A 12,660-nucleotide genomic window follows, 5' to 3' on the forward strand; every position below is an offset into this window, starting at 1 on the left:
CGGCCATGACCAGTTATTCGAGCTCATTTTCGCGCCCATATGCCCCGAAGCCATGCCTGTTGAGCGGGGCTCCGGGAACTCTTCCGGGCGGCTTGTGCAAAGCAAGTTCCAGGAATGGCCAGTCGATCGTTTAGGTGATCGGCGCCGGGTTGAACAGCACCAGCGCGTTGTGCAACTGCCATTGCTCGGCCCAGGTCTTCTTGCGCCCACTGGCCACGTCAAGCAGCAGCCGGAACATCTCCCAGCCTATGTCCTCGATGCTGGCTTCGCCGCTGGCGATGCGGCCGGCGTTGACGTCCATCAGATCATGCCAGCGCCGTGCCAGATCATTGCGGGTAGCGACCTTGAGCACCGGGCAAGCCGCCAGACCATAGGGTGTGCCGCGGCCGGTGGTGAAGATATGCAGATTCATGCCGGCCGCCAATTGCAGCGTGCCACAGATGAAATCGCTGGCCGGGGTGGCGGCAAAGACCAGGCCACGCAAGCCCTTTGTCTGCACGCGCTCGCCCGGCGACAAGACGCCGTTGATAGGCGCCGTGCCACTTTTGACAATCGAGCCCATCGCCTTCTCGACGATATTGGATAGGCCACCGGCCTTGTTGCCCGGCGTGGTGTTGGCGCTGCGGTCGGCGCTGCCGCGCTGCAGATAGGCGTCATACCAGGCCATCTCACGCCGAATCGCCTCGGCAAGCTCGGCTGTCGCGGCGCGCCCGGTCAGCTGATCCACGGCGTCACGCACCTCGGTTACTTCCGAAAACATCACGGTAGCCCCGGCGCGCACCAGCAAATCGGTGCAAAAACCGACGGCCGGGTTGGCGGTGACGCCTGAAAACGCGTCGCTGCCCCCGCATTGCACACCGACCACCAGCTCGGACGCCGGCACGGTCTCGCGCCGGCGCTGGTTGAGCCGCTGCAAATGGCGCTCGGCGCTGCGCATGATTGAATCCAGCATCGATTGAAAGCCGATATGCGCGTCATCCTGCAGGCGCACGACATCCAGCTCCTCCTGTCGTTGATCGGCGATCGCAATGCTGCCCGGCGGCAGCAAGCGTTCCGGCTGCAGTTTTTCGCAGCCCAGGCTGACGACCATCACTTCACCGCCGAAGTTCGGATTCAGGCTGATATTGCGCAGCGTGCGGATAGGGATGATGGCGTCAGGCGCATCGATCGCCACACCGCAGCCGTAGCCATGCTCAAGGGCGACCACATCATCCACATGGGGGAACAGCGGCAGCAACTCGGCCTTGATGCGCTTGAGAGCGAGCTCCAGCACGCCGGCCACGCATTGCACGGTGGTCGTGATGGCCAAGATATTGCGCGTGCCGACCGAGCCATCGGCGTTCCGGTAGCCTTCAAAGCTGTAGCCCTCCAGCGGCGCCAAGGCTGGGCTAGCCACCGTGCAGATCGGCAACTCGTCCAGGCTGCGCGCGCTGGGCATGGCCAGCAGCTTCTCATGCACCCAAGCGCCGGCCTTGATGTCTTGGATGGCCAGGCCAATGCTGACGCCGTAGCGCAGCACCGGCGAACCGCTCGGAATGTCAGTTAGCGCCACCTTGTGACCCTGCGGCACGCGTTCAAGCAGGGCGAGGCCGTCGGCAAATTGGCTGCCGGCATGCAGGCCGCCATCATTGACGACGATGGCGACGTTGTCGCCAATTTGCATGCGGATGTAGAGAGGCTGCTGGCTCATCTGGAATAAGTTGCTGTCTTGTCAGGGGTGCGCCCCAGTTTGACCTGGGGCGCTGGGTTCAGAACGACTTGCGCAAGCCGACTTGCATCACGCGTTCTTGCGAGATGTACTCCTGCAGATCGCCGCTGGCAAAGGAGATGCTGGAATACAAAAAGGTGTTCTTCGAGAAACCATATTTGACGCCAAAGCCCAGCTTGCCCAAGGTGGCACTTTTGCCGACCTTGTTGGCGGCGACGCCGCTGTACTCTACGCTGGAGTAGTTGCTGCCCAATAGAAAATCGCCCAAGGGAACTTCAATGCCGAAGGTGTAGCCCTTGATGGCGTCGGCGCTAAAGACGCCGTCCGGGCCGGTCACGGTCAGGCCGATACCGGCCGCCGCGCCGTTCCCGCTGGTGGTCGTCAAGTCATCATTCTTTTGGTAGCCGCCCAGCAGCTTGAACAGACCGAAGTTGTAGTTGGCGGCCAGCGTCAAGGACTTGTTGGTGTCGGCGCCGCTGCTGCGCGACTTGTTCCATTCATAGGACAGCGCCGAATTGAAGTTGCCCAGGGTGTAGGCGGCCTTCAGCCCGTGGAAGCGGTCGGCGGTGGCTTCCCCAGGGGCAATCTGTACCGTGCCGGTAAAGCCGGCCCAGGTCGGCGTCGCGTATTGCACGACGTTGTCGGCCCGCGGTGCATTCAGCCAAAACGGCAGGCTCTTGCCCATATTCGTGACTGCGGTGCCCTGGTTCAGCGTCAGCGCGTTGACGAAGGGATTGCTCAAACCCATCACGCTGTCTTCCAAGATGTACTGACGCCCCATGCGCAGCTCGCCCAGGCTGGCCGATGTCAGAGACACAAAAACTTGCCGACCAAAGGCCCGCCCGCCCTGGGCCAGCGCGCCGGTGTCGGCCAGCAAGCCGCCTTCCATGATGACGCCCGCTTTGAGATCATTGCCGAGGTCTTCGGTGACGCGCATGCCCCAGCGCGAACCATTGAGGCCGTTGACGGTGCCGTCCTGAACCAAAGTTAGGTTGCCGGCCTTGGCCTTGGCGCCGCTGTCATAGTTGCTGACGTTGACGTCCAGCAGACCGTAGAGCACGACGCTGGAGGACTGGGCCTGAGCCGCGCCTGCACATAGCAGCATGGCCGCGTAGCCAAGAAAGTTGATTTTCATGGTGATGTCTCCGTTATAGATGTTGGAAATTCGAAACGGCCGGGCAAATCAGCACGGGTCAGCGTCGGCAGGACGAATTCCGGCATGCGTCCCGGCCATGGCCATGGCCGGGACAGCGGAGCAGACTTGGGCGCAGCATGGCGCCGAAGATCAAGTATTCAAAAATCAGGGAAAGACGATGCCAGGCAACCACAGCGAGAACGCCGGCACATAGGTCACCAACATCAGCGCGGCGATCAAGGCGCCGTAGAAGGGCCAGATGGTCTTCATCACCGTGCCGACCGACACGCCGCCGATGGCGCAGCCGACCACTTGCGTGGTGCCGACCGGTGGCGTGTTCAGGCCCAGGGCGCAGTTGATCAGCATGACGATGCCGAACTGGATCTCGCCCATGCCGTATTTCATGCAGATCGGCAGGAAGATCGGTGTGCAGACCAGGATGGTGGCGGCCATGTCCAGGAAGGTGCCCAGCACGAACAAGATCACATTTACCAGCAGGAATATCACCCAGGGACTGGAGCTGAAATTGGTCAGCGCGCGGCCGGTCAGGTCGGCCACTTCGTAGAGGCTGATGATGTAGCCGAAGGCCGATGAAATGCCGATCAAGAGCAGCACCACGCCGGTCGTTTTGACCGCTTTGGCCGCCGCTTTGACGAACTGCTCCAGCTTGAGCGAGCGGTAGATCACCACGCACAAGAACAAGGCATACAGCACCGCCACGGCGGCCGACTCGGTGGCCGTGAAGACGCCGGACATGATGCCGCCCAGGATCAGCACGACGACGAACAAGCCCGGCAAGGCCGCCGCTAGTGAGCGCGCGACGATGGCCCAACCGGGGAAGCTGCCGGCCGGATAGCCGCGTTTGACGGCCACGCCGTAAGCGGCGACTAGATTGCAGATCGTCAACACCAGGGCCGGGATCAGACCGGCCAGAATCAGCTTGGCGATCGAGACCTTGCCGCCGGCCGCGAGCGAATAGATGATCATGTTGTGGCTGGTTGGCATCAAGGCCCCGACCAGCGCGGCGTGGGTGGTGACGTTGACGGCGTAGTCGGCGCCATAGCCTTCCTTCTTCATCATCGGAATCATCACCGCGCCCATCGCGGACACATCAGCCACCGGGCTGCCCGAGACGCCGCCGAACAAGGTGCAAGCGACCACATTGGACATACCCAAGCCGCCGCGCACATGGCCGACCAGGGCGCGGGCGAAATCGACGATCTTGTCAGCGATGCCGCCGTAAAGCATCAGCTCGCCGGCAAAGATGAAGAAGGGGATCGCCAAGAAGGAGAACACATTCATGCCCGAGGTCATCTGCTGGAAGATGACGGCCATCGGCAAACCTTCATACAGAATCGTCGCGAGTGCCGACAGGCCAATCGCAAAGGCCACCGGCACGCCCAGAATGAGCAGGCCGAAGAAGGCGATACAAAGAATAGTCAGTGCCATGCGGGCTTCACCTCTTCGCCGCGCTGCAAGGCGACGATATGTTCAAAAGAAAAAAGCATGATCAGCAGTCCGGCCAGCACCATGGGCACATAGCGCAAGGACTCTGAAACGCCCAAAGTGGGGATCAAATAGCTGCGCACGGAGAGCAGCATCTCGGCGCAGTTCCAGGCCATCAGGCCGCCGAACAGCATGGTCAGCAAATGGATCAGGATCTCTAGCGGACGACGCCAGTTGTTGGGCAGCAGGCCGTCAAGCAGCTCCATGCCGATATGCCCGGCGTCGCGCACACCGACCGCGCAACCCAGCATCGTCACGTAGAGCACCAGCAACAAGGCCAGGCTTTCCGCCCAGGTGGGCGTGTTGTTCATCACATAACGGCCGAATACCTGGTAGCTCACGGCCAGCAGCAGCAGCAACAAGCCGAACACGCCCAGGCGTAAGCAGGCCTTGGCGATGGCCGCACAAAATTTGGTCAACATGGTGTTTCCGGTTCGGTCGGGGCGCGGCCCGACGCACAGATGAAATCAATGCGAGCACAAGTCACCCGCCCGGCCTTCAATCACAAGGCCGGGCGGGCAGCGGCCCTGGCTTATTTGGTTTCTTGAATCCGTTTGACCAGATCCTTCAGCTTGGCATCGGTGATGAATTTGTCGTAGACGGGTTTCATCACGGCCTGGAAGCTGGCCTTGTCGACCTCGATGATCTGGGCTCCGCCGGCCTTGACCGTGGCGAGTGACTTCTCTTCGCGTTCATCCCAGAGCTTGCGCATAAAGGGCACGGAGTTCTTGGCGGCTTGACGCAGCGCTTTTTGGTCCTCGGCGCTCAAGCCGTCCCAGATCTTTTTGGAGAACAGCAGCATCTCCGGCGCCATCGAATGCTCGGTCTTCGAGTAGTACTTGGCGACCTCGAAGTGGCGCGAGCTTTCATACGAGGGGTAGTTGTTCTCCGCCGCATCGACCAAGCCGGTTTTCAAGGCCGTGTAGACCTCGCCGAAAGGCATCGGCGTGGCGTTGGCGCCCATGGCCTCCAGCAGCGAAACCCAAAGGTCGGATTGCTGCACGCGCACCTTCAAGCCCTTGGCGTCGGCCAAGCTCTTGATGGGTTTTTTGACGGTGTAGATCGAACGGGCGCCGCTGTCGTAAAAGGCCAGGCCGATAAAGCCCTGCGCTTCGCAGCTCTTCAGAATATCTTCACCAATCGGGCCGTCCAGCACCGCGCGCATATGTTCCTTGGAGCGGAACAAGAACGGCATGGTCGGCACCACGGTGGGCGCGCAGATATTGTTCATCGGCGCGATGTTCACGCGTGTCATCGCGATTGCGCCGATCTTGGCCTGCTCGATGGTGTCCTTCTCGGCGCCCAGGGCGCTGTTGTTGAAAACCTTGATGCTGTGGCGGCCGTTGCTGAGCTTGCTCAGTTCCTGGCCCATGAACTTGACGGCGTCCACGGTGGGATAGCCGTCAGGATGGATATCGGTGGAGCGGAAGTCGGTCGCTTGGGCACTCAGGCTGGCGCCAAGTATCAGTCCGGGTAGCAATTTGGCAAACAATTTCGCTTTGAGTTTCATACGGTCTCCGTTCGGTTTTTTTGAGTGTTTTTTTGAGAATGGCGCCATCAATCCGCGTAGGGCGTTTCGGGCAATCCTGTCACTCCGGGCCGCAGCGCAAACAATGCGCCCGCCAGAGTTGCTTGCACGCCGGCGCCGGCAGGGCGCATCGACGTGATCAGAAGGGTGGCCATGTCGGCGCCGCCAAAGGCGCACATGGTGGGTTTGGCAACGGGCAGCTCAATCCGGCGGTCGAGTCGCCCGGCGGGTGTGTATCGCAGCACGGCGGCGCCGTCATTGGCGCAAATCCAGTAGCAGCCTTCGACGTCGACGGCTGCGCCGTCGGGTCGGCCCGTTATGAGGCGATCGATGAAGACCCTCGGCTCGGCGGCTTGGCCGCTGGCCGGGTCGTAATCGCAGACCCAGACCTTGGCGACGGCGGGGGCCGAGTCGCTGAAATAGAGCTTGTCGCCGCTGGGGCTGAAGGCCAGACCGTTGGGCACCAGCATCGCTTCCCGCAAGGCTGGTGCCCAGCTGCCTGTGCTTTCTGAGGTCGCAGCCAGTCGGGCCAAGCGGCCGAGCGGCAGTCGTTCAATTGCTGCCGGATCCTCATGCATGCTGCCGACCCAGAAGCGCCCCTGGCGGTCGCAACGGCCATCGTTGAAGCGCAAGCCTTTGCCATGTAAAGCGGCGGCCAGCAACGTCATTTGGGGCTGTGCCGCCGCGCCGAGTTCGAGGGCGTAAACGCCGTCCTGCAGCGCCGCAACCAAACCGCCGCCAGCTCTCAAGGCGATGCAGCCGACCGTTTGATCCAGCTGCCAGTTTTGGGCCGGCCGGGTCGAGCCATCGTGACGCCAGATGCGCTTGCCCGAGATGTCGACCCAATAGAAACAGGCCTGCGCTGCGCACCAAAGCGGGCTCTCGGCCAAGGCCGCGCCGCCATCCCACCACAGCTCGACGTGGCTCATGGCTGGGCCTGGGGCTCAAATGGTCCAAGACCGAGGAAGCGCCCGCCCTGCAAGCGGGCCATCGGCGAGCCTGCGGCAAAGTCAACGCCTTGCACGCGCTCGCGCCAGGCTTCGGCATTGTCTTGTGGCTCGTAGCCGATCTTGTCCCAGCCCTCGGCGCTCCACCAGCGCTCGCTATTGGCCGAGACGCCGTAGACGGTCAAGCAGCCCACGTTGGGCGCGAATAGCGCCGCCCGCACCAAGCGCTCGAGATCATTCGGGCTGAGCCAGGTGGACAGCGCGCGCCGGTCTTCGGGCTCGGGCGTGGCCGTGCCTATGCGCAAAGAGACCGTCTCGATGCCGTAGCGATCCCAGTACAGCTGCGCCATGTTTTCGCCGAAGAGCTTGGACACGCCGTAGTAGCCGTCAGGCCTGGGCTTGTCGCCGACGCTTAGGGGCTGACCCTGCTCGTAGCAGCCTATGGTGTGATTGGAGCTGGCAAAGACGATGCGCTTGCAGCCGCTCAGGCGCGCGGCCTCATACAAGTTGAAGACGCCGTGCAGATTGCTCGCCGCCACTTGTTCGAAGGGGTTTTCTACCGACACGCCGCCCAGATGAACCACACCGTCAACGCCTTGCAGCAAGGCCAGCATGGCTGCCCGATCGGCGAGGTCGCAGATCTGCTCGGTCTCATGGGCCCCGATCTCGCCGCAGCTGATGCGGTCCGACAGCAGCAGCAACTCGCAGCTGGCCTGCAGGCGTGGGCGCAGCATACGACCCAGCGTGCCGGCAGCGCCGGTCAGCAGCAAGCGTTGCAGTCGCTGGAGTCGTTCATTGGACGGGCCAGGCGGGTGGGCGGTGAAGGGCCGGAAGTCACTCATGAATAAAGCTGCGTTGGGTTTGGATTTGCCGACTGGATTTGATAGAGTTCGACCACGGATGATGTTTGTCATCGGTTGTCGTACAACTTGAGCGATGTTCGCTGACTCGATCAAGGGTGTCAAGAAGCTTAATCACAGGGAATTCCCTTAAACATGCCGAATGCGAAGACCGCCCCGCCTGGGGCTTTGGCCAACATCGCCCCCGCCGGGGTTTTGCGTCGCCCGCGCAATCTTGCTGTCGCATTGGTTGATGCTTTTGGCCTGCGCATCCGCGAAGGTCTGCTCAAGGTGGGTGAGCGGCTGCCGACCGAGGCGGCCATCATGGCCGAGTTCGGGGTCAGTCGCACGGTGGTGCGGGAGGCGCTGTCCAAGCTGCAGGCAGCGGGCTTGGTGGAGACGCGGCACGGCATCGGCACCTTTGTGATGAGTGTGGGTGAGCGGGCCAACTTTCGAATCGCGCCGGAACAGTTGGCGACGCTGCGTGAAGTGATCGCAGTGCTGGAATTGCGCATCGGCTTGGAGGCTGAGGCGGCCGGTTTGGCGGCCCAGCGGCGCAGTGACGAGAACCTTCGGGTGATGCAGGCCAGTTTGACCGCGTTTGCCGTGGCCATCGAGGAAAAGACCGATGCGGTGGCGGCCGACTTCCAGTTGCATATGGAAATCGCGCGGGCCACGCAGAATGTGCACTTCGTCGATCTGATGACTTATTTGGGGGCCATGCTGATCCCGCGCAACCGCATCAACACAGCGGGCTTTGCCGGCGAGGACAGGCGTGACTATTTGCGCCGCGTGCATGTCGAGCATGAGAGCATCGTCAATGCGATTGCCAGCAAAGATTCGGAGGCGGCAAGGGCCGCCATGCGCACCCATTTGTCGAACAGTCGTGAGCGCTTGCGGCGTGCGCAGGAGGCTGCCGCAGATTGAAGCGGGCGGCGTTCGATTATTTGAGCGGCGAATGTTCTGGTCGCCTCGGCCAGGCTGGCAACAGGCCTGCTGCCCAGGTTGGGCTTGGCTTGAGCTGTGCTGGAGTCTTGACTGAATCTTGGGTGGAATAGGGCTTTGGGCGCCGCATTTTCTTGTTGACTGATTTATCTTGAGTTGTATGATGACGTACAAGTAGGGTGCTGATCGGTGCTCGAATCAGGCGATCGTCGGCGCTGCCCGATGTCTGCCGCCCCATCAATTTGCAGCCACAGGAGCATCCCCTTTCATGTCGCCCCAAGATCTCAAGTCCGTTCTTCAATCCGGCCTGCTGTCCTTCCCTTTGACCGACTTTGACAGCGCCTTGAACTTTGCGCCCAAACCTTATGCCGAGCGGCTGGAATGGCTGCAGCCCTATGGCGCGACGGTCTTGTTCGCGGCCGGCGGCACCGGCGAGTTCTTCTCGCTGGAGCCGCAGGAATATGCGCAGGTGATCAAGGTCGCGCTGGACACCTGCCGCGGCCGCACGCCCATCGTGGCCGGCGCCGGCGGCGGCACGACGCTGGCGATCAAATATGCGCAAGAAGCCGAAGCGCTGGGCGCGCAGGGCATTTTGCTATTGCCGCATTACCTGACCGAAGGCAGTCAGGCCGGCTTGATCAATCATGTCGAGGCGGTTTGCAAGAGCGTGAAGATCGGCGTGATTGTCTATAACCGCGGCGCCTGCCGCCTGACGCCAGCCAGCTTGCTGGTGCTGGCCGAGCGTTGCCCCAACTTGGTCGGTTTCAAAGACGGCGTCGGTGATATCGAGAAGTTCGTCGCCATCCGTCAGACATTGGGAGAGCGCTTTGCCTATCTGGGGGGCTTGCCAACGGCCGAAGTATTTGCCGGCGCCTACAAGGCGATGGGCTGCCCGGTCTATTCGTCAGCGGTGTTCAACTTCATTCCGAAAACGGCAATGGACTTCTACCGCGCTCACGCCGCCGGCGACTCCGCCACTTGCGATCAATTGATCCGCGACTTCTTCTTGCCCTATATCGCCTTGCGCAATCAGGGTGAGGGCTACGCGGTGTCCATCGTCAAGGCCGGCGCGACGCTGGTCGGCCACGGCGCCGGCCCGGTGCGCCCGCCCTTGTCGGACCTGCTGCCGGCCGAGGTCGAGCAGTTGCGCGCCTTGATCGCCAAGCTCGGCGCGCAGTAAATTGCAAGCGCTGCGCCACAGGGCGAGCCCGTCGCGGGCTGCCGGAGCATTGAAATGAGTCTGTCAGCCACCCCCGTCATCACCGGCCTGCGGGTGATCCCGGTTGCCGGCCACGACAGCATGCTGCTCAATTTGAGCGGTGCCCATGGGCCCTTCTTCACCCGCAATCTGTTGATCCTGACCGACAGTGACGGCCGCACCGGCGTCGGCGAGGTGCCGGGCGGCGAGCTGATTCGTCGCACGCTGGAGGATGCGCGCGAGCTGATCGTCGGCCAGCCGCTGGGCTCGCAGCAGCGCCTGATGGCGAGCGTGCAGCAATGCTTTGCCGACCGCGACAGCGGCGGGCGTGGCCTGCAGACCTTTGATCTGCGCACCACCATCCATGCGGTCACTGCGATCGAGTCGGCTCTGCTGGATTTGCTGGGCCAGCATCTGAATGTGCCGGTGGCCGCGCTTTTGGGCGAGGGTCAGCAGCGCGACGCCGTGGAAATGCTGGGTTACCTGTTCTTCATCGGCGACCGCTCGCACACCGATTTGCCCTACCGCAGTGAAGCCGGTGCCAGCGATAACTGGCTGCGGCTGCGGCATGAAAAAGCGCTGGACGCTGCGGCCATCGTGCGCTTGGCCGAGGCGGCGCGCGAACGCTATGGCTTCAATGACTTCAAACTCAAGGGCGGCGTGCTGCGGGGCGAAGAGGAGGTCGAGGCTGTGCGCGCGCTGCACGAACGCTTCCCTCAGGCCCGCGTCACGCTGGATCCGAATGGAGGCTGGCTGCTCAAGGATGCGATACGCCTGATGCGCGATATGCGCGGCGTTCTGGCCTATGCAGAAGATCCTTGCGGCGCCGAAGACGGCTATTCCGGCCGCGAGGTGATGGCCGAGTTCCGCCGCGCTACCGGCTTGCCCACGGCCACCAATATGGTCGCCACGGACTGGCGTCAACTCAGCCATGCGCTGGCCTTGCAGGCGGTGGACATTCCGCTGGCCGACCCGCATTTCTGGACCATGGCCGGCTCGGTCCGGGTGGCGCAAACCTGCCGCGACTGGGGCCTGACTTGGGGTTCGCATTCGAATAATCATTTCGATGTTTCGCTCGCCATGTTCACCCATGTGGCGGCGGCGGCGCCCGGTCGGGTGACCGCCATCGACACCCATTGGATCTGGCAAGACGGCCAGCGCCTGACCCAGCAGCCGCTGCAAATCGTGGGCGGCCATGTGCAAGTGCCCAAACAGCCGGGTCTGGGCGTGAGCCTGGACATGGTCGCGGTCGAGAAAGCGCACCAGCTCTATCTTCAACATGGCCTCGGCGCGCGCGACGACAGCATGGCCATGCAATACCTGCTGCCCGGCTGGAATTTCAATCCCAAGCGGCCCGCCCTGGACCGATAAAAAGGCAATTCCCATGTTCAAGAATTTCATTGCCGGCGAATGGCTGGACGGCGCGCGCGTGTCGCGCAATATCAACCCCTCGGACACGCGCGACTTGGTGGGCGAATACGCGCAAGCCGATGCCGCCCAGGCCAGGCTTGCCGTCGCTAGCGCCGAGGCGGCGTTCCCGGCCTGGAGCTTGTCAACGCCTCAACAACGCTTTGACATCCTCGATGCCGTGGGCAGCGAGATCCTTGCCCGGCGCACTGAGATCGGTGATTTGCTGGCGCGCGAGGAAGGCAAGACGCTGCCCGAGGCGGTGGGCGAAGTGACGCGGGCCGGCCATATCTTCAAGTTCTTTGCCGGCGAGGCCTTGCGCCCGGGCGGCGAGCTATTGCCCTCGGTGCGGCCCGGCGTTGGGGTCGAGATCACGCGCGAGGCGCTCGGCGTGATCGGCATCATCACGCCTTGGAATTTCCCTATCGCCATACCGGCCTGGAAGATCGCCCCGGCCCTGGCCTATGGCAATTGCGTGGTTTTCAAACCGGCCGATCTGGTGCCGGGTTCGGCCTGGGCCTTGGCCGAAATCCTCTCGCGCAGCGGGCTGCCGCAAGGGGTGTTCAATCTCGTGATGGGGCGTGGCTCGGAAGTTGGCACTGTGCTGCTTGAGGATGCGCGCGTTTCGGCAGTGACGTTCACCGGCTCGGTCGGCACCGGGCAGAAAGTGGCAGCGGCTTGTGTGGCGCGCATGGCCAAGTTCCAGCTCGAGATGGGCGGGAAGAACCCGCTGATCGTGCTGGATGATGCTGATCTGGATGTGGCGGTCAATTGCGCCGTGCAGAGTGGCTTTTACTCGACCGGCCAGCGCTGCACGGCTTCTTCCCGCGTGATCGTCAGCGAGGGCCTGCAGCAGCGTTTCGTCGCGGCCATGGTTGAGAAGATGAAGACGCTGAAGGTGGGCAATGCCCGCCAGACCGGCATCGACATTGGCCCTGTGGTCGACCAGACGCAGCTCAATCAAGACCTCGACTATGTCCGCATTGCGCAGCAGGAAGGGGCCAGTCTGGCCTTTGGCGGCGAGGCCCTGGCCGAGAACGCTGAAGGGCAGCCCGGCTTTTACTTGCGGCCGGCCTTGATCACCGAGACTTCGCCCGAGATGCGCATCAATCGCGAGGAGGTCTTCGGCCCGGTGGTGAGCGTGCAGACGGCGCGCGACTACGAACATGCTTTGGCGCTCGCCAATGACACGCCGTTTGGCCTGGCCGCAGGCATCGTCACCCGCTCGCTCAACCATGCCACGCATTTCAAACGCCATTCACAAGCCGGCATGGTGATGGTCAATCTGCCCACGGCGGGTGTCGACTACCACGTGCCCTTTGGCGGGCGCAAGGGCAGCAGCTACGGCTCGCGCGAGCAGGGCCGCTACGCCGCCGAGTTCTACACGGTGGTGAAGACGGCCTATACGCTGCCCTGAACAAGCCTCAGCAAGCCTGCCTCGCTGTAT

At 62.6% G+C, this 12,660-nt stretch carries 11 protein-coding genes; 4 read left to right on the forward strand and 7 right to left on the reverse strand.

Annotated features, from left to right (window positions below):
• Positions 1–130: 130 nt before the first annotated feature.
• From garD to LNV08_RS12380, 7 genes are all read right to left on the reverse strand, one after another.
• The gene (garD, locus tag LNV08_RS12350; RefSeq protein WP_263533993.1) at positions 131–1,690 is read right to left on the reverse strand and encodes a galactarate dehydratase; all 1,560 of its coding nucleotides are present in this window, start codon (positions 1,688–1,690) and stop codon (positions 131–133) included.
• A gap of 58 nt (positions 1,691–1,748) precedes the next feature.
• Positions 1,749–2,843: a porin gene (locus tag LNV08_RS12355; RefSeq protein WP_263533994.1), complete on the reverse strand. Its 1,095-nt coding sequence runs from the start codon at positions 2,841–2,843 to the stop codon at positions 1,749–1,751.
• A 165-nt stretch (positions 2,844–3,008) separates the two neighbouring features.
• Positions 3,009–4,292: a TRAP transporter large permease gene (locus LNV08_RS12360; RefSeq protein ID WP_263533995.1), complete on the reverse strand. Its 1,284-nt coding sequence runs from the start codon at positions 4,290–4,292 to the stop codon at positions 3,009–3,011.
• Positions 4,283–4,771, reverse strand: coding sequence for a TRAP transporter small permease (locus tag LNV08_RS12365; protein WP_263533996.1), 489 nt, complete (start codon positions 4,769–4,771; stop codon positions 4,283–4,285). Before LNV08_RS12365 ends, LNV08_RS12360 begins: the two co-directional genes overlap by 10 nt.
• Positions 4,772–4,881: 110 nt before the next feature.
• Positions 4,882–5,859: a TRAP transporter substrate-binding protein gene (locus LNV08_RS12370; RefSeq protein ID WP_263533997.1), complete on the reverse strand. Its 978-nt coding sequence runs from the start codon at positions 5,857–5,859 to the stop codon at positions 4,882–4,884.
• 47 nt (positions 5,860–5,906) lie between these two features.
• Positions 5,907–6,806, reverse strand: a complete 900-nt coding sequence (locus tag LNV08_RS12375; protein ID WP_263533998.1) for an SMP-30/gluconolactonase/LRE family protein — start codon at positions 6,804–6,806, stop codon at positions 5,907–5,909.
• Positions 6,803–7,666 (reverse strand): NAD-dependent epimerase/dehydratase family protein, encoded by an 864-nt coding sequence (locus tag LNV08_RS12380; protein WP_263533999.1) that lies wholly within the window; start codon positions 7,664–7,666, stop codon positions 6,803–6,805. Before LNV08_RS12380 ends, LNV08_RS12375 begins: the two co-directional genes overlap by 4 nt.
• 153 nt (positions 7,667–7,819) lie before the next feature.
• On the opposite strand from LNV08_RS12380, the gene LNV08_RS12385 reads away from it, so the two are divergent.
• The 4 genes from LNV08_RS12385 to LNV08_RS12400 all read left to right on the forward strand — a co-directional run bounded on the left by LNV08_RS12385 (position 7,820) and on the right by LNV08_RS12400 (position 12,630).
• Positions 7,820–8,590 (forward strand): FadR/GntR family transcriptional regulator, encoded by a 771-nt coding sequence (locus tag LNV08_RS12385; RefSeq protein WP_263534000.1) that lies wholly within the window; start codon positions 7,820–7,822, stop codon positions 8,588–8,590.
• 286 nt (positions 8,591–8,876) lie between these two features.
• Complete coding sequence (gene kdgD / locus LNV08_RS12390; RefSeq protein WP_263534001.1) at positions 8,877–9,788, forward strand: 5-dehydro-4-deoxyglucarate dehydratase; 912 nt, start codon at positions 8,877–8,879, stop codon at positions 9,786–9,788.
• A gap of 54 nt (positions 9,789–9,842) precedes the next feature.
• Positions 9,843–11,177 carry a glucarate dehydratase gene (gene gudD, locus LNV08_RS12395; RefSeq protein ID WP_263534002.1) on the forward strand — a complete coding sequence of 445 codons (1,335 nt, stop codon included), beginning with the start codon at positions 9,843–9,845 and terminating at the stop codon, positions 11,175–11,177.
• Positions 11,178–11,190: 13 nt separating this feature from the next.
• Positions 11,191–12,630: an aldehyde dehydrogenase family protein gene (locus LNV08_RS12400; RefSeq protein ID WP_263534003.1), complete on the forward strand. Its 1,440-nt coding sequence runs from the start codon at positions 11,191–11,193 to the stop codon at positions 12,628–12,630.
• The last annotated feature ends 30 nt before the right edge of the window (positions 12,631–12,660 follow it).

Source organism: Paucibacter sp. TC2R-5 (assembly GCF_025717605.1).
In the GTDB taxonomy this organism is placed as follows: domain Bacteria; phylum Pseudomonadota; class Gammaproteobacteria; order Burkholderiales; family Burkholderiaceae_C; genus Paucibacter_A; species Paucibacter_A albus.